The sequence below is a fragment of the Streptococcus sp. F2 genome, assembly GCF_056500955.1.
On sequence record NZ_JBWKAI010000004.1, the window covers coordinates 70,029 to 92,781 of the forward strand.

General features: G+C 38.8%; 23 protein-coding genes. 17 read left to right on the forward strand and 6 right to left on the reverse strand.

From position 1 onward, the window contains the following. The first annotated feature begins 9 nt into the window (after positions 1-9). Complete coding sequence (locus ACYTR8_RS02550) at positions 10-684, forward strand: response regulator transcription factor (RefSeq protein WP_111716510.1); 675 nt, start codon at positions 10-12, stop codon at positions 682-684. Further along, positions 677-1,987 carry a sensor histidine kinase gene (locus ACYTR8_RS02555; protein ID WP_143927516.1) on the forward strand — a complete coding sequence of 437 codons (1,311 nt, stop codon included), beginning with the start codon at positions 677-679 and terminating at the stop codon, positions 1,985-1,987. Before ACYTR8_RS02550 ends, ACYTR8_RS02555 begins: the two co-directional genes overlap by 8 nt. Before the next feature lie 157 nt (positions 1,988-2,144). Here the strand turns inward: ACYTR8_RS02555 and rpsT are convergent, their stop codons facing one another. Both rpsT and coaA read right to left on the reverse strand, forming a co-directional pair. Then, on the reverse strand, positions 2,145-2,393 hold the full coding sequence (rpsT, locus tag ACYTR8_RS02560; RefSeq protein WP_009881183.1) for a 30S ribosomal protein S20: 249 nt from the start codon (positions 2,391-2,393) through the stop codon (positions 2,145-2,147). A gap of 53 nt (positions 2,394-2,446) precedes the next feature. Then, a complete protein-coding gene (gene coaA, locus ACYTR8_RS02565) occupies positions 2,447-3,367 on the reverse strand; it encodes a type I pantothenate kinase (RefSeq protein ID WP_111716505.1) in 921 nt (306 codons plus the stop codon). A gap of 268 nt (positions 3,368-3,635) precedes the next feature. Between coaA and ACYTR8_RS02570 the strand changes: the two genes are divergently transcribed. The 8 genes from ACYTR8_RS02570 (at position 3,636) to ACYTR8_RS02605 (ending at position 11,378) form a co-directional block, all read left to right on the forward strand. Further along, the gene (locus ACYTR8_RS02570; protein ID WP_479641618.1) at positions 3,636-4,235 is read left to right on the forward strand and encodes a class I SAM-dependent methyltransferase; all 600 of its coding nucleotides are present in this window, start codon (positions 3,636-3,638) and stop codon (positions 4,233-4,235) included. Then, positions 4,222-5,499 carry a pyrimidine-nucleoside phosphorylase gene (locus ACYTR8_RS02575; RefSeq protein WP_111716503.1) on the forward strand — a complete coding sequence of 426 codons (1,278 nt, stop codon included), beginning with the start codon at positions 4,222-4,224 and terminating at the stop codon, positions 5,497-5,499. The genes ACYTR8_RS02570 and ACYTR8_RS02575 overlap by 14 nt, the downstream gene beginning before the upstream one ends. A gap of 15 nt (positions 5,500-5,514) precedes the next feature. Then, positions 5,515-6,177 (forward strand): deoxyribose-phosphate aldolase, encoded by a 663-nt coding sequence (gene deoC, locus ACYTR8_RS02580; protein ID WP_003058850.1) that lies wholly within the window; start codon positions 5,515-5,517, stop codon positions 6,175-6,177. Beyond that, entirely contained in the window at positions 6,164-6,553 is a 390-nt protein-coding gene (locus ACYTR8_RS02585) for a cytidine deaminase (RefSeq protein ID WP_269760034.1), read from the forward strand. Before deoC ends, ACYTR8_RS02585 begins: the two co-directional genes overlap by 14 nt. Positions 6,554-6,646: 93 nt before the next feature. Then, on the forward strand, positions 6,647-7,699 hold the full coding sequence (locus ACYTR8_RS02590) for a BMP family lipoprotein (RefSeq protein WP_111716500.1): 1,053 nt from the start codon (positions 6,647-6,649) through the stop codon (positions 7,697-7,699). 131 nt (positions 7,700-7,830) lie between these two features. Continuing rightward, a complete protein-coding gene (locus ACYTR8_RS02595; protein WP_003058849.1) occupies positions 7,831-9,363 on the forward strand; it encodes an ABC transporter ATP-binding protein in 1,533 nt (510 codons plus the stop codon). Beyond that, complete coding sequence (locus tag ACYTR8_RS02600; RefSeq protein ID WP_479641619.1) at positions 9,356-10,420, forward strand: ABC transporter permease; 1,065 nt, start codon at positions 9,356-9,358, stop codon at positions 10,418-10,420. Before ACYTR8_RS02595 ends, ACYTR8_RS02600 begins: the two co-directional genes overlap by 8 nt. A 1-nt stretch (position 10,421) precedes the next feature. Beyond that, the gene (locus tag ACYTR8_RS02605; protein WP_111716497.1) at positions 10,422-11,378 is read left to right on the forward strand and encodes an ABC transporter permease; all 957 of its coding nucleotides are present in this window, start codon (positions 10,422-10,424) and stop codon (positions 11,376-11,378) included. Between the two features lie 168 nt (positions 11,379-11,546). Here the strand turns inward: ACYTR8_RS02605 and ACYTR8_RS02610 are convergent, their stop codons facing one another. From ACYTR8_RS02610 to ACYTR8_RS02625, 4 genes are all read right to left on the reverse strand, one after another. Then, complete coding sequence (locus ACYTR8_RS02610; RefSeq protein WP_111716495.1) at positions 11,547-13,265, reverse strand: phospho-sugar mutase; 1,719 nt, start codon at positions 13,263-13,265, stop codon at positions 11,547-11,549. A gap of 160 nt (positions 13,266-13,425) precedes the next feature. Further along, complete coding sequence (locus ACYTR8_RS02615; RefSeq protein ID WP_269760037.1) at positions 13,426-14,004, reverse strand: ECF transporter S component; 579 nt, start codon at positions 14,002-14,004, stop codon at positions 13,426-13,428. Between the two features lie 66 nt (positions 14,005-14,070). Next, entirely contained in the window at positions 14,071-14,616 is a 546-nt protein-coding gene (gene coaC / locus ACYTR8_RS02620; RefSeq protein WP_111716490.1) for a phosphopantothenoylcysteine decarboxylase, read from the reverse strand. Further along, positions 14,609-15,295 carry a phosphopantothenate--cysteine ligase gene (locus ACYTR8_RS02625; RefSeq protein WP_281429732.1) on the reverse strand — a complete coding sequence of 229 codons (687 nt, stop codon included), beginning with the start codon at positions 15,293-15,295 and terminating at the stop codon, positions 14,609-14,611. The genes coaC and ACYTR8_RS02625 overlap by 8 nt, the downstream gene beginning before the upstream one ends. 222 nt (positions 15,296-15,517) lie before the next feature. Between ACYTR8_RS02625 and ACYTR8_RS02630 the strand changes: the two genes are divergently transcribed. The 7 genes from ACYTR8_RS02630 (at position 15,518) to ACYTR8_RS02660 (ending at position 22,650) form a co-directional block, all read left to right on the forward strand. After that, positions 15,518-16,324, forward strand: coding sequence for a lipoate--protein ligase family protein (locus ACYTR8_RS02630; protein ID WP_111716485.1), 807 nt, complete (start codon positions 15,518-15,520; stop codon positions 16,322-16,324). 26 nt (positions 16,325-16,350) lie between these two features. Then, positions 16,351-17,550 (forward strand): NADH-dependent flavin oxidoreductase, encoded by a 1,200-nt coding sequence (locus tag ACYTR8_RS02635; RefSeq protein ID WP_479641620.1) that lies wholly within the window; start codon positions 16,351-16,353, stop codon positions 17,548-17,550. Positions 17,551-17,782: 232 nt separating this feature from the next. After that, complete coding sequence (locus tag ACYTR8_RS02640) at positions 17,783-18,115, forward strand: glycine cleavage system H family protein (RefSeq protein ID WP_003050906.1); 333 nt, start codon at positions 17,783-17,785, stop codon at positions 18,113-18,115. Next, a complete protein-coding gene (locus tag ACYTR8_RS02645) occupies positions 18,108-18,920 on the forward strand; it encodes a protein-ADP-ribose hydrolase (protein WP_479641621.1) in 813 nt (270 codons plus the stop codon). Before ACYTR8_RS02640 ends, ACYTR8_RS02645 begins: the two co-directional genes overlap by 8 nt. Beyond that, a complete protein-coding gene (locus tag ACYTR8_RS02650; RefSeq protein WP_111717927.1) occupies positions 18,913-19,794 on the forward strand; it encodes an SIR2 family NAD-dependent protein deacylase in 882 nt (293 codons plus the stop codon). The genes ACYTR8_RS02645 and ACYTR8_RS02650 overlap by 8 nt, the downstream gene beginning before the upstream one ends. A 38-nt stretch (positions 19,795-19,832) precedes the next feature. After that, on the forward strand, positions 19,833-20,852 hold the full coding sequence (locus ACYTR8_RS02655; RefSeq protein ID WP_143927507.1) for a lipoate--protein ligase: 1,020 nt from the start codon (positions 19,833-19,835) through the stop codon (positions 20,850-20,852). 127 nt (positions 20,853-20,979) lie between these two features. Then, positions 20,980-22,650 (forward strand): formate--tetrahydrofolate ligase, encoded by a 1,671-nt coding sequence (locus ACYTR8_RS02660; RefSeq protein WP_479641622.1) that lies wholly within the window; start codon positions 20,980-20,982, stop codon positions 22,648-22,650. The last annotated feature ends 103 nt before the right edge of the window (positions 22,651-22,753 follow it).

Consider the following 22,753-nt stretch of genomic DNA (forward strand, 5'->3'; position numbering starts at 1 on the left):
GGTAGAAACATGATCAAACTATTATTAGTAGAAGATGACTTAAGTTTATCCAATTCCATTTTCGATTTTTTGGATGATTTTGCTGATGTCACACAAGTTTTTGATGGCGATGAAGGCTTATATGAAGCCGAAAGTGGCATTTACGATTTGATTTTACTTGACCTTATGTTGCCAGAAAAAAATGGCTTCCAAGTCTTGAAAGAATTGCGAGAAAAAGATATTAAAATTCCTGTGTTGATTATGACAGCCAAAGAAAGCCTAGATGATAAGGGACATGGCTTTGAATTAGGAGCAGATGATTACCTCACTAAGCCTTTTTACCTGGAGGAACTCAAGATGCGAATTCAAGCCCTGTTAAAACGTACGGGGAAATTCACGGATAAAAATCTAGCCTTTGGGAATGTCGTAGTGGATTTAGGACAAAAAGAAGTTCAAGTGGATGGCCAGTCGATAGAACTATTAGGTAAAGAGTTTGATTTGTTGGTCTACCTTTTACAAAATCAGAATGTTATTTTACCTAAAACACAAATTTTTGATCGCTTATGGGGTTTTGATAGCGATACGACCATTTCAGTAGTTGAAGTTTACGTTTCTAAAATTAGAAAAAAACTGAAAGGTACAGATTTTGTGGACAAACTGCAGACATTGAGAAGCGTGGGGTATATTCTAAAAAGCCATGAATAAATTAAAAAAAGAAGTCTTCTCTGACCAATACACCCATTTTTTTCATTTTTTTGCGGTTTTTACAGGTATTTTTGTTGTGATGACCATCATTATTTTGCAGATTATGCGATTTGGTGTGTATTCTTCTGTCGATAGTAGTCTGATTTCTGTTAGTAATAATGCAAGCAGTTATGCTAATCGTACTATGGCTAGAATATCCTCTTTTTACTTTGATGCAGAAAATAATGTCATTAAACCTTTGCCTGATTCAGATAATTCAAAGCTAGTAGGAACACCGGCGGCAAACACAGATATTATCCTATTTAGTGCCAATGGCACAATTTTGAATTCCTTTGATGCTTTCTCCAATTATCAAAATTTTCATTTAGACAAGCGACAATTAGGGACGATTGTTACCACTAGCCTGATGAATTTTTACGGTCAAGAGGAGAAGTATCATACCATAACAGTAAGGGTTCATATTAGAAATTACCCAGCTGTGGCATATATGATGGCAGTTGTCAACGTCGAGCAGTTGGACAGTGCCAACGAACGCTACGAACAAATTATTATCATTGTGATGATTATCTTCTGGTTAATTTCTATTTTGGCAAGTATTTATTTGTCCAAGTGGAGTCGAAAGCCGATTTTGGAAAGTTATGAAAAACAAAAAATGTTTGTGGAAAATGCTAGTCATGAATTAAGAACCCCATTGGCTGTTTTGCAAAATCGCTTAGAGTCCCTTTTCCGGAAGCCTAATGAAACCATATTGGAAAATAGTGAACATTTGGCTTCGAGTCTAGATGAAGTTCGAAATATGCGTATTTTAACAACTAATCTCTTAAATTTAGCAAGACGAGATGACGGGATCAACCCTCAGTGGACTGACTTAGACGCTACCTTTTTTGATGCTATTTTTGAGAATTATCAGCTAGTTGCTGAAGAAAATGGCAAGGTATTTCTTTTCGAAAATCAAGTTAACCGCATCTTGAGAATGGACAAGGCTCTTTTGAAACAATTGATGACGATTTTATTTGATAATGCAATCAAATACACGGATAAAGAAGGCGTTGTTGACATTAAGGTCAAGACAACAGAGAAAAATCTCTTGATTTCAGTCATTGATAACGGTCCAGGAATTAAAGATGAGGAAAAGAAAAAGATTTTTGACCGTTTTTATCGCGTTGATAAAGCTAGAACCCGTCAGACTGGAGGCTTTGGCTTAGGCTTGTCTTTAGCTCAACAGATTGTGATATCACTCAAAGGAAGTATCAGCGTTAAGGATAACCTTCCTAAGGGAAGTATCTTTGAAGTCAAACTATAAACATAATAAAAGGGCAGCCTATCTGGTTGCCCTTTTACTATGTTTTATTAAATCTTTACTTATTTAACGATTGAAGAAGTTGGAGAAGACGTCGAATGGCCTTCTTTTCATAAAACAAAAAGAAAAAACTCCTGTTGGAGTTTTCATTGGATATTTATTAGCCAAGTTTTGCAGCAAGACGTGCTTTATCGCGGCTAGCTTTGTTTTTGTGAATCAAACCTTTTGATTCGGCTTTGTCGATGCTTGAAGAAGCAGCGCGGAAAAGCTCTTCAGATGGGTTAGCTTCAAATGCTTTGATAGCAGTACGCATAGCTGATTTTTGTGCTGAGTTTTTTTCGTTTGCTTTAACGTTAAGTTCAGCGCGTTTAATAGCTGATTTAATATTTGCCAATGTTTTCACCTCCAAATTAATCTAACTACATTATTATATAGAAAATATATGCGTTTGGCAACCCTTTATCACTTTTTGAGGTAAATTTCATCAATTTTGTGATCAGCGGCTTTATGTAAAATCAATTCTGCTCGATTTCGCGTCGGTTCAATGAATTTTTCAAGATTTTCTAAATTAACTGTTTTCCAAACATTGCGGGCAAAGGCTACAGCCTCATCCTGAGGAAGAGTGGTGTATTGGGCATAGTAACTGTTAGAATCTTGTTTTGCCATGTTCAAAATACTGAGAAAGCGTTCAATATACCAGTGTTCTATATGGGCGCTATCAGCATCAATATAAATGGAAAAATCAAAATAATCACTCATATATAAGCGGTTATTTTGCTGGTTTTGGAAAACGTTTATACCCTCGACGATTAGAAAATCAGGACTGTCAACCGTTTGTTCCTGATCAGGGACAATATCATAAATATCATGAGAGTAAAGTGGTATGGTAGCTGATTGCCCACTTTTAATAGTATCCAAAAAATTCAACAGCAGTTCCATATTGTAGGATTCTGGAAAGCCTTTACGATTGAGGATCCCTCGTTCAATCAAAACCTGATTAGGGTATAAAAAACCGTCAGTAGTAACTAGTTCGACACGACTATTTGGGTGAGTACGTGAGAGAAGTAATTGTAAGAGTCGGCTGGTTGTTGATTTACCAACAGCGACAGAGCCAGAAATTCCAATAATAAAGGGCCTCAATTGAATGTCTTTCTTTAGAAAGAGACTTTTAGAAAAGGAAAGGTTCTCTTGAGCAATTTTGTAAATCTGAATTAAATTAATCAAAGGGAGATAAACATCAACCACATCTGTGATGTTAATATTATCATTTAGACTCGTAATACTTTTTAGTTCTTCTTGTGTCAATAAAGGTTTGGTTTTTTGGTGCAACATTTTCCAAGACTCCCTTGAAATCTTTTCAAAGTTGATAAATTCGTTTGACATACTAACTCCTAATCATTTGACAGTGCTTACATTATAACATTTCAAGGAAAAAAATGAAAAATTTTTCGTTTGAATTCGTGTGAAAATGTGTAGTATTTCGAGAAAAATATCGAACATTCCCTAGGCATTTTTCTGAAAATTAAAAAGCATGCAGTTAATGTTCGGTTTTACCGATTAATCCCCTTGGAAACCTTTAAAAACAGGCGTCTTGTAAACCGTTTCAAAGTGTGATAGAATGAAAAAGCATCTTAAAAAGATAGGAAAAACGATGACAAACATGTATTACGACGAGAACCCAGATAGCCTTCATGATATTCATGAATTGAATGTAACATTACTCGGTTTTCCGTTTACTTTCTTAACAGATTCTGGTGTTTTTTCAAAGAAAATGATTGATTTTGGCACCCAAGTCTTACTAAACACACTTCATTTTAATAAAGGTGAGCGGGTTTTAGACTTAGGTTGTGGTTATGGCCCTTTGGGAATAAGCCTAGCTAAAGTTCAAGAAGTAGAATCTACTTTGGTTGATATTAATAATCGAGCAATTGATTTGGCTCAAAAAAATGCACGTCAAAACCAAGTTGACGTTACTATTTTTCAATCTAACATTTATGAAAACGTTAGGGGATCATTCAACCATATCATTAGTAACCCTCCTATTCGAGCGGGTAAGAAGGTTGTCCATGAGATCATTGAAAAAAGTATTGATTTTTTAGATGATCAGGGTGATTTAACCATTGTGATTCAAAAGAAACAAGGGGCGCCTAGCGCTAAAGAAAAGATGGCAAATGTTTTTGGCAATGTTGACATTATCAAAAAAGATAAAGGCTACTATATTCTAAGGAGTACAAAACATGAGAACAGTTGATTTAATTCAAAAAAAACGTGATGGAGAGGAACTGACTACAGAGGAAATCAATTGGTTAATTAAGGGATATGCTAATGGTACTGTCCCAGATTACCAAATGGCTGCTTTTGCTATGGCAGTTTATTTCAAAGGAATGACAACCCGTGAGACACGAGATTTAACCATGAGTATGGTTGAGACTGGAGAACAGATTGACCTGTCAGCAATTGCTGGTATTAAAACAGATAAGCATTCCACAGGTGGGGTGGGCGATAAGGTAACCTTGATTTTAGCTCCGCTTGTAGCAAGTTTTGATGTTCCAGTTGCTAAAATGAGCGGTCGTGGCCTAGGTCATACTGGAGGAACCCTAGATAAACTTGAAGCCATTAAAGGTTTTCAAATTGACCGTAGCCAAGATGACTTTATTAAACAAGTGCAAGACATTGGCATCTCTGTTATCGGTCAATCCGATAAACTGGTTAAGGCGGATAAACTGTTATACGCTCTAAGAGATGTTACGGCAACCGTTGATATTATTCCTCTAATAGCAAGCTCAGTCATGAGTAAAAAAATTGCCGCCGGTGCGGATAGCATTCTCTTAGATGTTACTGTTGGGGATGGGGCTTTCATGAAGACCATCGAAGACGCAGAAAAGCTTTCCCGTCTAATGGTAGATTTAGGAAAAGAAGTTGGTCGTAAAACAGTTGCTGTCATTACTAATATGAGTCAGCCCCTAGGGCGAGCTATCGGGAACCGTCTTGAAGTTTTAGAAGCTTTAGAAATCATGCAAGGTAAGGGACGTGAGGACATCACCCATTTCATTTGTGAACTGGCTCAGATTATGTTACGTCTAGCAGGTGTTGATAAGTCACTAGAAGACATCAGAAAAAATCTGGTTGATGGAACAGCTTTAGCGAAATTTGAAGAAATGGTTACCTATCAAGGTGGTGATCTCAAAGACCTTTATAGAGAGTCAGCGTCACCTGTTCAAACAGAAGTGTTTGCTGATGAAGATGGCTATATCACAGAATTGCCAGCACTAGAATTCGGACTCTTTGCGATGAGATTAGGAGCTGGTCGAGCAGTAAAAACTGACCCATTGGATTATGAATCAGGGATTGTTTTTGATAAGAAAATTGGTGACCCTGTAAGCAAGGGAGACCGCATTGCTGTCATCTTTTCACAAGAAGTTTTACCGAAAAAAGTGCTTACAGAATTCGAAAAAAATGTTAAAATAGGTGTAGAACAATTTGAGCCTAAAGAGATCATTAAAATCATTTCCTAAGGAGGAATTACCACAATGAAAATTAATAAATACATCGATCATACGTTGCTAAAAGCAGATAGCGTTCAATCACAATTTGATCAATTGATTGATGAAGCAAAGACTTATGATTTTGCTAGTGTCTGTGTGAATCCATGTTGGGTTGCTTATGCTGCAGAAGCACTAAAAGATTCTGATGTTAAAGTTTGTACCGTTGTCGGTTTTCCTCTAGGAGCAACAACATCAGCAACTAAAGCTTTTGAAACAAAAGATGCCATTGCAAATGGCGCTGATGAAATTGACATGGTCATTAATATTGGTCTTTTGAAACAAGGCGATGATCAAGCTGTTGAAGACGATATGCGAGCTGTTGTTGAAGCAAGTGGGGACAAACTTGTGAAAGTCATTATTGAAGCTTGCCTTCTAACAGATGAAGAGAAAGTTAGAGCATGCCAATTGGCTGTTAAAGCAGGTGTTGATTTTGTTAAAACATCCACAGGATTTTCAACCGGTGGAGCAACAATCTCAGATGTTAAATTGATGCGTCAAACAGTCGGTCCTGATATCGGCGTTAAGGCTGCTGGTGGTGCGCGTTCATTAGAAGACGCTATGGCATTTATCGAAGCAGGTGCTACTCGTATTGGAACGTCTGCTGGCGTAACCATTATGAAAGGTGAAGTTGCAAATGGTGGCTACTGATTTAGTTTCTTTAGCTATTGATGCCAGTAAACACGCTTATGTTCCTTATTCCCACTTCCCTATTGGTGCAGCCTTAAAAACAAAAGATGGTACAATCTATACTGGTTGTAACATTGAAAATGCTAGTTTTGGATTAACCAATTGTGGTGAGCGAACAGCTATTTTTAAAGCTGTTTCTGACGGGTATAAAGAACTGGCAGAAATTGCGATTTATGGTGAAACGCAGGAACCTGTATCTCCTTGCGGTGCTTGCCGACAAGTAATGGCGGAGTTCTTTGAACCAAGCTCTCTTGTTACCTTAATTGCCAAAAACGGTCAAACCCTTGAAACGACTGTTGGTGATTTACTTCCCTATTCATTTACAGATTTATCATAATCTGGCTTAATTCTTGTTATCTAGCCGTCTTGGCTTTATATTTACTTTCAGCAACCTGGTTGCTAGAAATATTTTTTAGGAGGGTTCATATTCATGAACAAGAAATTTATTGGTCTTGGTTTAGCTTCAGTAGCTTTACTAAGTTTAGCTGCTTGTGGTAACCGTGGTGCTTCTAAAGGTGGAGAAGCAGGGAAAACTGATTTAAAAGTTGCAATGGTTACTGATACTGGTGGTGTTGATGATAAATCATTCAACCAATCAGCTTGGGAAGGTTTACAAGCTTGGGGTAAAGAAATGGGCCTTAAAAAAGGTGCTGGTTTTGATTACTTCCAATCTACAAGTGAATCTGAGTATACAACTAATATTAATACAGCTATTTCAGGTGGCTATCAGGTTGTCTATGGTATCGGTTTTGCTTTAAAAGATGCGATTTCAGAAGCAGCTACTAATAATGATAATGTGAAATTTGTTATTATTGATGATGTTATCGACAATAAAGCTAATGTCGCTAGTGTTACGTTTGCTGATAATGAAGCAGCCTATCTTGCAGGAATTGCTGCTGCAAAAACTACAAAGACAAAAACTGTCGGATTTGTAGGGGGGATGGAAGGAACGGTTGTTAAACGTTTTGAAAAGGGATTTGAAGCAGGAGTTAAGTCTGTTGATGATTCAATTCAGATTAAAGTTGACTATGCTGGATCGTTTGGTGATGCTGCTAAAGGAAAAACAATCGCTGCTGCACAGTATGCTTCGGGCGCGGACGTTGTCTATCAAGTAGCGGGTGGAACAGGTGCTGGGGTCTTTAATGAAGCAAGAACTATCAATGAAAAGCGTGATGAAGCTGATAAAGTTTGGGTTATTGGTGTTGATCGTGATCAAGAAGAAGAAGGTAAATACACTTCCAAAGACGGGAAAAAATCAAATTATGTTCTTGTTTCTACTTTAAAAGGTGTTGGAAACGCAGTTGAATTAATTAACAAACAAGTAGCAGATAAAAAATTCCCAGGCGGAAAAACAACTGTCTACGGTTTAAAAGATGGCGGTGTTGAAATCGCAACTACAAATGTTTCAAAAGAAGCTCTTAAAGCTATCGAAGAAGCGAAAGCAAAAATTAAATCTGGTGACATTAAAGTTCCTGAAAAATAATGTTTAAAAACAAAAAGCGCGACCTTTGTCGGTCGCCCTTTTTGGACTGAGATAACTTTTATCTCAGTAAAGCTTGTGACAAATGACAAGCTTTACTGAAATAAAAGATTGAATTGAAAGGAAATTATCCTATGACACAGCATGTCATTGAAATGAGAGAAATCACGAAAAAATTTGGTGATTTTGTTGCAAATGACCACATTAATTTGAATGTCAGAAAAGGTGAGATTCATGCCTTGTTGGGTGAAAATGGGGCAGGTAAATCAACCTTGATGAATATGCTAGCTGGTCTCTTGGAGCCAACTAGTGGAGAAATTGTCATTAATGACAAGCCAGTTCTGATTGATTCGCCATCTAAATCCGCTAAACTTGGTATCGGAATGGTCCATCAGCACTTTATGTTGGTAGAAGCCTTTACAGTTGCAGAAAATATTATTTTAGGTAACGAAAAGGTGAAAAACGGGCGCTTGGATCTTAAACAAGCATCGAAAGAAATCAAAGAACTGTCTGAAAAATATGGCCTTGCAATCAATCCGTCAGCTAAAGTTGCTGATATTTCAGTTGGAGCTCAACAACGTGTTGAGATTTTAAAAACCTTGTATCGTGGTGCAGATATCTTGATTTTTGATGAGCCTACAGCTGTTTTAACGCCAGCTGAGATTCAAGAATTAATGGGCATCATGCGCAATTTGGTTAAAGAAGGCAAATCAATTGTCTTAATCACACACAAGTTAGATGAAATTAGAGCTGTTGCGGATCGAGTTACGGTTATTCGCCGTGGTAAGAGTATTCAAACAGTTGATGTAGCTGGTGCGACTTCACAAGATTTAGCGGAAATGATGGTTGGGCGTTCTGTTTCATTTACAACGACTAAAAAACCATCTGAACCTAAGGACATTGTTTTGTCTATTAAAAATCTAGAAGTAGATGAAAACCGTGGGGTTCCAGCAGTTAAAGGCTTGTCTTTGGATGTAAGGGCAGGTGAAATCGTTGGTATTGCAGGTATTGATGGTAATGGTCAATCAGAATTAATTCAGGCTATCACTGGTCTTCGTAAGGTAAAGTCAGGAAGCATCATGATTAAAAATCAAGAAGTAACACATTTGACTTCTCGAAAAATCACTGAATTATCAGTAGGACATGTCCCAGAAGACCGTCATAGAGATGGTTTGGTATTGGATTTATCACTAGCTGAAAATACAGCCTTGCAAACCTACTACAAAGAACCGCTAAGTAAAAATGGTATTTTAAACTATAATAAAATTAATGAGTACGCCCGTAACTTGATGAGTGAATTTGATGTTCGTGGTGCTAATGAACTGGTTCCTGCTCGAGGGTTTTCAGGTGGTAATCAACAAAAAGCCATCATTGCTCGTGAGGTAGACCGCGATCCTGATTTATTGATTGTTAGCCAACCAACACGTGGGCTAGATGTTGGAGCTATTGAATATATCCATAAGCGTCTGATCGAAGAACGTGATAAAGGCAAAGCTGTTCTCGTCGTTAGTTTTGAACTTGATGAAATATTGAATTTATCAGACCGTATTGCAGTTATTCATGACGGTAAAATTCAAGGTATCGTATTACCACAAGATACTAACAAGCAAGAACTTGGTATCTTGATGGCTGGTGGTTCAATTCATGAGGAGGAAAGTCATGTCTAAAAATGCACAAAAAATTGCTGTGCCAATGATTTCCGTCTTATTAGGATTTTTACTTGGCGCCATTATCATGTTTATCTTTGGCTACGACCCAATTTGGGGTTACGAAGGCCTGTTCCATATCGCTTTTGGTAGTATCAAAAATATAGGGGAAATCTTCCGAGCAATGGGCCCACTGATTCTAATTGCACTCGGATTTACTGTTGCTAGTCGCGCTGGTTTCTTCAACGTCGGATTATCAGGTCAAGCCTTAGCAGGTTGGATTGCTGCCGGATGGTTTGCATTAGTCAATCCAGATATGCCGCGCCCTCTTATGATTATCATGACTGTTTTGATTGGTATGATTGCTGGAGGAATTGCGGGTGCTATTCCAGGTATTTTGAGAGCTTACCTTGGTACCAGTGAAGTTATTGTTACCATTATGATGAACTATATTATTCTTTATGTTGGTAATGCTATCATTCAAAAAGGGTATCCGGAAAGTGTCAAACAAAGTATTGACTCAACGATTCAGGTGAGCGATAATGCAAGTTACCAAACTCACTGGTTATCTGCTTTAACAAACAATTCGCGGATTAATATTGGTATTTTCTTTGCCATAGTAGCTATTGCAGTGATTTGGTTCTTGTTGAACAAAACAACACTTGGATTTGAAATTCGTTCAGTAGGGCTTAACCCACATGCCTCAGAATACGCAGGGATGTCATCAAAACGTACTATTATTTTATCAATGATTATCTCTGGAGCTCTTGCAGGTCTTGGAGGAGTAGTTGAAGGACTAGGAACCTTTGAAAATGTCTTTGTTCAAGGATCTTCTTTAGCAGTTGGTTTTGATGGTATGGCGGTAAGCTTGCTTGCAGCAAATTCTCCAATCGGTATTTTCTTCTCCTCATTCTTATTTGGTGTCTTAAATATCGGTGCTCCAGGAATGAATATTGCAGGTATTCCACCAGAACTTGTTAAGGTAGTGACCGCTTCTATCATCTTCTTTGTTGGTGCCCATTACCTCATTGAACGTTACATTATTCGCCCTAAAAAATTAGTGAAAGGTGGTAAATAAGATGAGTTTAGTAACGATTTTTGCCTTATTGGTGTCATCTATGCTTATTTATGCAACACCACTCATTTTCACAAGTATTGGGGGAACTTTCTCAGAACGTTCTGGTGTTGTTAACGTCGGTTTAGAAGGTATCATGGTTATGGGAGCCTTCTCAGGAATTGTCTTTAACCTTGAATTTGCTCAAACGTTTGGAAAGGCAACGCCTTGGATAGCCGTTTTAGTCGGTGGTATTGTTGGTTTGATTTTCTCTTTGATTCATGCTTTAGCAACCATCAACTTTAGAGCTGACCATATTGTCAGTGGTACAGTATTAAACTTGTTAGCGCCTTCCTTTGCGGTCTTCTTGGTTAAAGTGATGTACGGTAAGGGACAAACAGATAACATCCAACAATCTTTTGGGAAATTCGATTTCCCAGGTCTATCACAAATTCCTGTGATTGGTGATATTTTCTTTAAAAATACTAGTCTAGTTGGTTATCTTGCAGTTGCCTTCTCATTCCTTGCTTGGTTTGTTCTTTACAAAACAAGATTTGGTTTACGCTTACGTTCAGTTGGTGAGCACCCACAGGCAGCAGATACACTTGGTATTAATGTTTATTTGATGAAATACTATGGTGTGATGATCTCAGGTTTCCTAGGGGGAATAGGTGGAGCTGTTTATGCTCAGTCAATCTCAGTTAACTTTGCCGTAACAACTATCTTAGGTCCTGGATTTATCGCTTTGGCAGCTATGATATTTGGTAAATGGAATCCAGTTGGCGCCATGTTATCTAGTCTTTTCTTTGGTTTATCGCAAAGTTTAGCAGTTATTGGAGCACAATTGCCAGTATTGGAAAAAATCCCAACCGTTTACTTGCAAATTGCACCATATGTTGTCACTATCGTTATCCTTGCAGCCTTCTTTGGACAAGCTGTTGCTCCAAAAGCAGATGGTATTAATTACATCAAATCAAAATAAAAGAATTAGATTTAAACCCTTTATGAGTTTTAATAGTAGCACCCCTAATGTTAGCACTTTGATGTCTAACATTAGGGGTGTTTTTTGATGGTAATATTGTTAACGGTGTAATGAAGCATAAAGAACACATCAAAAAGCCATCAGTTGTTACTGATAGCTTTTATCTTATTATTGACCAACAAAAGCGTTGATTTCCGCTTCAATATTAGCAATTTTTTCTTCAGCACTGTTAAGGGTATCACCTACTGTAGCGATATAGAATTTAATTTTTGGTTCAGTGCCAGATGGTCTAACTGCGAACCAACTATCATCTGCTAATGTATATTTCAAGACATTACTTGGAGGAGTTGTTAACGTTGTCTGGCCATCTTTAGAACTTGCAGTTTGTGCAAGGAAATCCTCTGTTAACACAATATCAGTTTGGTTAAATTGACTTGGGGCATTGTCACGGAATTTATCCATGATTTTCTTAATTTCAGCAGCACCATCGACACCTGATAGGGTAACTGAAATGGTTTTTTCGGCAAAGTAACCATACTCTTTAAAGATTTCATCGATACCGTCAGCTAAAGTTAGGCCGCGGGAACGATAATAAGCTGCAATTTCAGCAACGAGGAGAACAGCTTGAATAGCATCTTTGTCACGAACAAACGGTTTAATAAGGTAACCAAAGCTTTCTTCAAAACCAAACATGTAGGTATGGTTATGTTTTTCCTCAAATTCTTGGATTTTCTCAGCGATGAATTTGAAACCTGTTAACACGTTAAACATGGTTGCACCATAGCTTTCCGCAATTTTGGTTACTAATTCAGTTGATACTATTGATTTTGCTAATGCAGCATTCTCTGGGAGAGTCCCAGCTTGTTTGTGAGCTTCTAAAATGTATTTGGCGATAAGAGCACCGATTTGGTTACCAGAAAGGTTCCAATAACTGCCATCAGCTTGACGAATTTCAACACCGAGACGGTCAGCATCAGGGTCAGTCGCCACTAATACATCAGCATCGACTTGACGCCCTAGTTCTTCAGCTAAGGCAAAGGAAGCTTGACTTTCAGGGTTTGGTGATGCAACTGTTGAGAAGTCTGGGTCTGGTTTTGCTTGAGCTTCGACAACTTGAACAGATTCGAAACCAGCTTGTGCTAAAGCTCGACGTGCTAGCATTTCTCCAGTACCATGAAGGGGTGTGTAGACAATTTTCATATCGCGACCGTGTTGGTCAATCAAATCTTGATTGATATTAACGCTTTTAACCTCTTCAAGGTAGGCAGTATCGAGAGCTTCACCAATTACTTCAATAAGACCAGTTGATTTAGCTTCTTCTAAGTCAGCAAGGGCTATAGCAAATGGATTATCAATCGCACGAATATAGTCAGTTAAAGCATCAGCATCAGCTGGAGGCATTTGCCCACCATCAGAACCATAAACTTTATAACCATTAAAAGGAGCAGGGTTATGACTGGCAGTTACCATAATACCAGCAAATGCTCCGAGATGACGAACAGCAAAAGACAGCTCAGGAGTAGGGCGTAGGCTTTCAAAAACATAAGATTTAATGCCATGGGCCGCTAATACTTGGGCAGATTCGAAAGCGAATTCTGGTGAAAAATGTCGTGAGTCATAGGCAATAGCAACCCCAGCTTTTTTGGCCGTTTCGCCTTTTGATTCAACTAATTTGGCAAGGCCTTCTGTAGCTTGACGAACCACATAGATATTAATACGATTTGTCCCAGCGCCAATATAACCACGCATACCAGCTGTTCCAAATTCAAGGTTTGTGTAAAAAGCATCTTCTTTGGTTTTTTCATCCATATGGAGTAATTCATCTTTTAGATAAGTTGGCAGATCAGGAACATCAAGCCATTTTTGATAATTTTCTGTATAAGTCATAGGTGTCTCCTTATATATTTTTAACCGCTTTCATTATATCACGTTGAAAGGAAAAAATCACTAATTTTTTGCAGGGGTTTGCAAGCTTCTTTTCAATTTTTCAGATAATCAATAGGATTTTAAAAACATGCCCTCTTGCGCAGGAGGACATGTGACTAGTTTATGACATTTTACGATTTAACTTCGATAAGGTTGGGATAAGAGTGAAGGTAACGAGTGCTGAAATAATCATTTCAACAATAGCATTTGTTGAGACAATCGTTGCCAGTAAAGCTTTGATATTACCACCAAAAACAGTTGAGAAGAAGACGAAAATACCCGATAAGACAAAAACAGTATTGGTCAATGAACCCACAAGTCCAGAAAGGACTAAACCAAATTTATTGTGAATAAACTTGTAGCAGTAATAAGGAGTGATACCAATCAACAAGCGAGGTACCATAGCAATCATGAGAGAAGCTAGATTTCCTTGATCCACAAAAGGTGAAAAGAGATAATTAGTAGGTAGAAGAACCACAGTATTGGTTACAACACTGATTACTCCCATCAAGCCCCCTAAAAGGGTACCGATACGCGGACCATACATAATAGAGGCGACAATAACTGGAATGTGAACTAATGTTGGCTTGATTGGTACTGGCCAAAGGTTGAATACCAGACTACTGATAAAATGGATGACTAACATGATGGCAAAAAAGATAGCCACTCGGGAAATATCTGATGATTTATGGCGATTCATTTCATTCTCCAATAAGTTTTTATATTATAATACCTAATTTTGAACTAGGTGACAAGGGCAAACAGATTAGGATTTTAACGTCTTTTCGATAGCTTCTAAAATGACATCAAGATCAGCTAAAGCACCAGGACCAGTATCCCCACAAGCTAGTAGGCTTGTCTTAGGAGGGATTTCAGTAAAACCTAATTGAGACAAGCGTTTTATATTGTCTTGGGTAATCGGATTTTGGTACATTTTAGTGTTCATGGCTGGAGCTATTAACTTAGGGGTTGTCACTGGTAACGCAAGGGCGACACTGGTGACAATATTATCTGCAAATCCATAAGAAAGATGAGCTAAGGTATTGGCACTAGCTGGTGCAAGGATAAATAGGTCGGTTTGTTTGGCCAATTCAATATGGTTGACAATCTTAACGTCATTTTCTGCCATCACATCTAGATGAACAGGATTTTTGGATAATACTTGCAGTGTTAAAGGCGTGATAAAAGCAGTAGCGGCTTCTGTCATTAAAATGGTAACCTCATGCCCTTTTTTCACCAATTGACTCGTTAAGTCTGCGGCCTTATAGGCAGAAATACTACCAGAGACTGCTAAAGTAATGTGTTTAGTCATTTCCAACAACCCTTTCATATAATAAACTTGCAATGGCTTCTTTGGTATTAGCAGCAACCACTTCCTTCTCTGAAACAAGGAGCGCCTTATGTTGGCCAGGTTGAATGTTGGCTAAATCGTTAGCTAGGATATAATCGGCCTTATTTTTACGGAGGCTTTCACGAGCCACCTTAACCAATTCCTCCTCGGACACATTGACCAATAATTTAAAACCAATCAATTTTATCTGAGGATTCCATTTTTTGACATAAGCAATAACTTTAGGTGTTTTTTTCAAAAAGAGAACCTGATGTTCAGAGTGTGATAAGATTTTTTGTTCTCCATTTTGATACGTTAAAAAACTATCAAGATTCTCTGCTTGAGCCACCTCTTCGAGATCTGTCATATAGACAGGGGTGTAGTCGGAAACAGCCATGCTATGGATAAGGAGATCATGATGGGGAACTTGCTCTTCTAAAACAGTCATCAAGTCTTTAACTGTCTTGATTTCAATGAGGGTTAGCTTATCAGAAGTTGCTGGTTTGACAGCTGCCTTAGTTGTCACCAACGTCACCTCATGCTGATGTTTTAAAAATGTTTCAGCTACTAATTTGCCAAGCTGCCCGGTTGAATGATTGGTGATACCTCTGACGGCATCAATTGGCTCGGTTGTACCGCCTGATGTGATTAATAATTTCATAGCCATATTTTATCAGAAAAGCCCTTAATAGTAAACGAAAGTTACTGTTGCTTTAGGAAAGTATCTCGTTATCTAAATACTCAACTAAACGGTTACATTGGTTGGGATTTGAAAAAACATGAAAATAAGAGAAAAATAAGGAAAAGGAAGATTCAATAGTGGTAAAATAATGTATTTTGCGTTAAAATAGGGGAAGCGGTTTCAGCTAAGAAAGGAAAAATTGTGATAGACATCAGAGATTTAAAGCACTTGCCTGTCTCTATATACGATGAGGGAATGATTGAAGCAAAGGATGCTTTACGACCTTTTGCGTGGACAGAAGTGTTTTTAAGGGAGATTAATCGACATCCCCAGCAACTTATTTTGCATATTTGGCCCATGGCAAAAACAGTTATTTTAGGCATGTTAGATCGACAGCTGCCTTATATAGAACTGGCGAAGCTAGCACTTCAAGAAAAAGGTTATCTTCCGGTTGTACGCAATATTGGCGGTCTAGCTGTTGTGGCAGATGAAGGGATTTTAAATTTTTCACTCGTTATTCCAGATCAATTTTCAGAACGGATTAGCATTGCAACTGCCTATTTGATGATGGTTGATCTTATTAGGGCAACCTTTTCAGATTATTATCAGGCGATTGACTATGTGGAGATTGAAAGGTCTTATTGCCCTGGTAATTATGATTTGAGTATTGCAGGCCGTAAATTTGCAGGTATTGCTCAGCGTCGGATTAAAAACGGTATAGTCGTTTCCATTTACCTAAGTGTTTGTGGTGACCAATCAGCTCGTGGAGAATTAATCAAAACATTTTATGACACTGGTAAACAAGGAAAACCAACAAAGGTTCATTACCCAGATATTGATCCAGAATGTATGGCTAACCTCTCAGAACTCCTAGGGACGCCATTTACAGTAGGTGACGTTACTGAACGTTTACAATTGACCTTGAGACAACTCGGATTTTCTCTGTCACAACAGTCTCCAAGCCAAGCTCTGATGGGTGAATATGATGCCATTTATGAGCGTATGTAAGCAGAAGTGTCTAGAAAGGAAGCCTGATGAAAGAAAGTTTTGGTCCCTTATATCAGCCTTTAACATTGCCAAATGGGGTTCGTTTGGCTAATCGTTTCGTTCTGTCACCTATGGTGACGAATTCCTCAACTGCAGACGGATTTGTGACCAAAGACGATTTGTTATATGCTTCACGACGAGCAGGATCAGCCCCTTTACAAATTTCAGGGGCAGCCTATATTGACCCTTATGGACAGTTATTTGAATATGGTTTTAGTGTCGCCAAAGATGCTGACATTCCTGGCTTGAAAAAATTAGCTCAGGCAATGAAAGAACAAGCGGGAAAAGCTGTCTTACAACTGACTCATGCGGGTCGTTTTGCTAGCCATACCTTAACCAAATATGGTTTTGTCTATGGTCCTAGTGAGATGAAGCTGAATTCTCCAAAACCTCACGAAGTCAAGACTCTCTCGCTTCAACAGATAGAAGGACTTATTGAATCATATGCGCAGGCGACTCGGCGAGCGCTTCAAGCAGGCTTTGACGGTGTGGAAATTTCATCTGCCCAGCGCTTACTGATTCAAACCTTTTTCTCCACTTTTTCTAACCAGCGGACCGATTATTATGGTTGTCAATCACTTGCCAGCAGGGCTAAATTAACTCTGGAGGTCTTGCAAGCTGTTCAACAGGTGATTGATCAGGAAGCTCCAGATGACTTTATCTTTGGCTTCAGGGCAACGCCAGAAGAGACTAGAGGACATAGTATCGGTTATTCGATTGAAGACTTTTTACAATTGATGGATTGGGCACTAGAAGTGGCAAAACTTGATTACTTGGCCATAGCAAGCTGGGGGCATCACGTGTTTCGTAATACAGTTCGCTCATCTGGTCCTTATCACGGACAACTCGTGAATCAAGTAGTCTCGAATCATCTCAACAAACGGTTACCAGTTATGGCTACTGGGGGAATTAATACGCCTGAGAAAGCCATTGAAGCTTTAGCCCATTCAGACTTTGTGGGTGCCTCGACTCCTTTTGTGGTTGACCCAGAATTTGCGACTAAAATCAAAGAAGGACGAGAGGATTCTATTCATCTGAAGATTAGGATGGAAGATTTGGAAAGCTTAGCGATTCCAAAAGCTTCCTTCAAAGACATTGTTCCTTTGATGGATTACGGTGAATCCTTGCCTAAAGAATCCCGAACCCTCTTTCGCAGTCTTGCTCAATATTACGAGGAGGATAAATAAAATTCAGAGTACTTGATTATGGGGAATTGACTAAGAAGAAGTCCTCAAGAAACATGTTACCTAACCCAGACAGCAGAAAACCTTGGTTTTTCTTGGTTCTGTGGGGAGTCCGAACATCAACATATTATTGAGGAAACTCACAACGATTCTCTAAAGCAAAACCAGCGTGAAACCAGCGCTGCCAATCGTCGTCACTTTATTAATATAACTCTCTAAAGAGAAAGGAAAGAAAATGAAAAAATTTGCGAACTACTTACTAATTGAGAAAAAAGAAGACCGTTATACCATCAGCATGACACCCGAATTGCAAGATGATATTGGAACTATTGGTTATGCCGAATTTACTGAAAATGACACCTTAGCGGTTGATGACATTATTTTGAATTTAGAAGCGTCTAAAACAGTTATGTCTGTTTTGTCACCATTAGCAGGGACTGTTGTGGAACGTAATGAGGCAGCAACGCTAACGCCAACCCTCTTGAATTCTGAAAAAGCTGATGAAAACTGGATTGTAGTCTTGGCAGATGTTGACCAAGCAGCTTTTGATGCCTTAGAAGATGCCTAAGTCATTTGAGTTATTAGGCAAGATGATTGCGCAGCTACAAGCAGAAGAATGGGTTGGTGATTCTCAGGTTTCTGCCTTGCCTGCCACCTTAGAAGGACGGGAAATTTTATGGCGGTCGCTTATCAACCAGCGGCCTGCTCTTCCCTTGTCTCAAAACTACCTTGTCTTGGAAGATACTTATTTGGATGCTTGGCAGAATTCTATTCGTCCGATAAGCCTTGAAGGTTGTCAGAAAACTGCTCATGATCAGATTTTTCTTTACCACGGAGATATTAGGCACCTTGCTGTGGATGCTATTGTCAATGCAGCAAACAGTGAATTATTAGGATGTTTTATTCCTAATCATGGCTGTATTGATAATGCCATTCATACCTTTGCTGGGAGCAGATTACGTTTAGCGTGTCAGTCTCTCATGGTTGAACAAGGGCACAAAGAAGCTATTGGTCAGGCTAAGATGACCAGTGCCTACCATTTACCAGCTTCATCGATTATTCATACCGTCGGGCCAAGAATTGCTAAAGGACAACCGCTTTCGCCTATTCGAGCAGGTTTACTAGCTCGCTGTTACCAATCCTGCCTTAATTTGGCAGCTCAATCAGGACTTGTGAGTTTAGCTTTCTGTTCCATTTCAACAGGTGAATTTGGTTTTCCTAAAAAAGAAGCCTCACAGATTGCTATTAAGACGGTCTTAAAATGGCAAGAACAACACCCAAATCAGCGAATAGCTGTTATTTTTAATACTTTTACCTTAGAAGATAAGGCTTTGTATGATATGTATTTACAAAAGGAGAATGATTGTGAGTAATTGGAAAACTTATCCCAATGAAGACCTCACCCAGGCAGAACAGCTAGCTCAATTGATTAAAGAAGCCGATGCTCTTGTTGTTGGGATTGGTGCTGGTATGTCAGCAGCTGATGGCTTTACTTATATAGGGCCACGTTTTGAAACTGCTTTTCCAGATTTTATTGCCAAGTACCAATTTTTGGATATGTTGCAAGCTAGTCTCTTTGATTTTGAAGACTGGCAAGAATACTGGGCTTTTCAAAGTCGCTTTGTGGCTTTGAATTACCTTGACCAGCCTGTAGGCCAATCTTATCTTGATTTACGGAACATTTTGGAAACCAAAGCTTATCATATTATTACTACCAATGCTGATAATGCTTTTTGGGTAGCTAATTATGACCCAGAAAAGATCTTTCATATTCAAGGGGAATACGGTTTGTGGCAATGCAGTCAACACTGTCATCAGCAAACTTACAAGGATGATTGTTTAATACGTCAAATGATTGCTGAGCAAGCAAATATGAAAGTTCCAGATCAATTAATTCCGCATTGTCCTAAATGCGCAGCTCCTTTTGAAATTAATAAACGTAACGAAGAAAAAGGAATGGTTGAAGATGCGGATTTCCAGGCACAAAAAGAACGCTATGACACTTTTCTATCAGAACACGAACATGGCAAAGTGCTTTATTTAGAGATTGGTGTGGGGCATACCACACCTCAATTCATTAAACACCCTTTTTGGAAGCGCGTGTCAGAAAATCCTGATGCTTTATTTGTGACCTTGAACCACAAACACTATCGTACCCCTCAACAGTTAAGATCACAGAGTTTAGAACTAACAGATCATATTGCCCAATTGATTAAGGACGCAAAAACTATATACCAAACACTATAAACCATACGAGCTAACTCACAATAGAGAGGACAACTAACATGTATCTTATTGAACCGATTCGTAACGGTAAACGAATTACTGACGGAGCTGTCGCTCTAGCTATGCAAGTGTACGTCCAAGAAAATTTATTTTTGGATGACGATATCTTATTTCCATACTATTGTGATCCCAAAGTTGAGATTGGAAAATTTCAAAATGCAGTCGTCGAAACCAATCAAGATTACTTAAAAGAACATCATATTCCTGTTGTTCGCCGAGATACTGGTGGTGGAGCTGTGTATGTTGATTCTGGAGCTGTTAACATTTGTTATCTTATTAATGATAATGGGATTTTTGGGGATTTCAAACGAACCTATCAACCTGCTATTGAAGCACTTCACCATTTGGGAGCGACAGGTGTGGAAATGACCGGACGAAATGATTTGGTCATCGATGGTAAAAAAGTATCTGGAGCTGCAATGACCATTGCCAATGGCCGTGTCTATGGGGGTTATTCGCTACTTTTAGATGTGGATTTTGAAGCTATGGAAAAGGTACTGAACCCTAACCGAAAAAAAATTGAATCAAAGGGTATCAAGTCAGTGCGAAGCCGAGTAGGTAATATCAGAGAACATTTAGCACCGCAGTATCAAGGTATCACTGTTGAGGAATTTAAAGATTTGATGGTTTGTCAGTTATTAAAGATTGAAACCATTAGTCAGGCAAAACGCTATGACTTGACGGAAGAGGATTGGCAACAGATTGATGCCTTAACAGAGCGTAAGTATAAAAATTGGGAGTGGAACTATGGCAATTCTCCACAATACCGTTACCACAGAGATGGCCGCTTTGCTGGAGGAACGGTTGATGTACATCTTGATATCGTAAAAGGTTCGATTGCTGACTGTCGCATTTATGGAGACTTTTTTGGAAAAGCAGATATTACAGAACTGGAACACCTCTTGATTGGCACCAGAATGGAAAAAGAAGATGTGCTTGCTGTTCTGGAATCCACTCATTTAACGCCTTATCTAGGGGCTATTACAGCAAGAGAATTGGTGGATTTGATGTTTTCCTAGTAAGTTTAACTTGGAGTAGGTGAAAACAAACTAAAAAAACGAACATTCTTTGTTATGGTTCAAATAAATGTACGCCTAACTTAAAATGTGATATAATGACGACATTACATAAAATTGAGGAGTTATCATGAAATCAGATATCGAAATCGCCCAAAGTGTCACCTTACAACCAATTACTGATATTGTTAACAAAATTGGAATAGAGGCTGATGATATTGAGCTTTATGGTAAATATAAAGCTAAATTATGTTTTGAGAAAATCAAATCCGCCTCAACAAATGAGCCTGGAAAATTAATCTTGGTAACTGCTATTAACCCTACTCCAGCAGGCGAAGGGAAATCAACCATGTCCATTGGATTGGCAGACGCTTTAAATCAAATTGGTAAAAAAACCATGATTGCTTTACGCGAGCCTTCCCTTGGCCCTGTTATGGGGATTAAAGGAGGTGCAGCAGGCGGGGGCTACGCCCAAGTCTTGCCAATGGAAGATATCAATCTTCACTTCACAGGTGATATGCATGCCATTACCACAGCCAACAATGCCTTGTCAGCTTTGATTGATAATCATTTACAGCAAGGAAATGATTTAGGAATTGATCAACGTCGTATTATATGGAAGCGCGTGGTAGATCTTAATGATCGTGCTCTTCGCCAAGTAATTGTCGGCTTAGGCGGTCCTGTGAATGGTGTGCCACGCGAAGATGGATTTGACATCACAGTAGCTTCTGAAATCATGGCTATCCTATGTTTAGCGACTGATTTAAAAGACCTGAAAGAACGATTGGCAAACATTGTGATCGCTTATACCTATGATCGTAAGCCTGTCTATGTTCGTGACTTGAAGGTTGAAGGAGCATTAACATTAATTCTAAAAGATGCTATCAAGCCAAATTTAGTACAGACTATTTATGGAACACCAGCCCTTGTTCATGGGGGACCATTTGCTAATATTGCCCATGGATGTAACTCTGTCCTTGCTACCTCAACAGCGTTGCGATTGGCAGATTACACCGTTACAGAAGCTGGATTCGGTGCTGATTTGGGTGCTGAGAAGTTCCTCGATATTAAAGTTCCTAACCTTCCTAAAGCACCAGATGCTATTGTGGTGGTTGCTACCTTACGTGCTCTTAAGATGCACGGAGGGGTTGATAAGGCCGATTTGTCGACTGAAAATTGCGAAGCTGTTCGGTTAGGTTTTGCCAATTTAAAACGTCATGTCGACAATATGCGTCGCTTCGATGTACCAGTTGTTGTGGCAATCAATGAATTTGTCGCAGACACTGAAGCTGAAATTGCGACTTTAAAAGCTCTCTGTGCTGATATAAATGTTCCTGTAGAATTAGCCAGTGTTTGGGCTAATGGAGCTGAAGGAGGCGTAGAACTAGCCAAAACAGTGGTTCGTGTGATTGATCAAGAGTCCTCTGATTACAAGCGTCTTTATGCAGATGAAGATTCATTGGAAGAAAAAGTGACCAAGATCGTTACCCAAATTTATGGGGGTAAAGCTGTTCAATTTGGCCCAAAAGCCAAAACACAATTGAAGCAGTTCGCAGCATTCGGTTGGGATAAATTGCCTGTTTGTATGGCTAAGACACAATACAGTTTCTCCGATACCCCTTCCTTGTTAGGAGCACCGACAGATTTTGACATCACTATCCGTGAATTTGTTCCTAAAACAGGAGCAGGATTTATTGTTGCTTTAACAGGAGATGTGATGACTATGCCTGGCCTACCAAAAGTTCCAGCAGCAATGGCAATGGACGTTACTGAAGACGGGACAGCAATTGGTCTGTTTTAATCAAAACTAATCTAAATCTTAATAAAGTGAAAAAACCTGATGGATTAATCATCAGGTTTTTTAGGTGCGCTTTCCTTTGTTAACGCTTATTTCAAGTTATGGT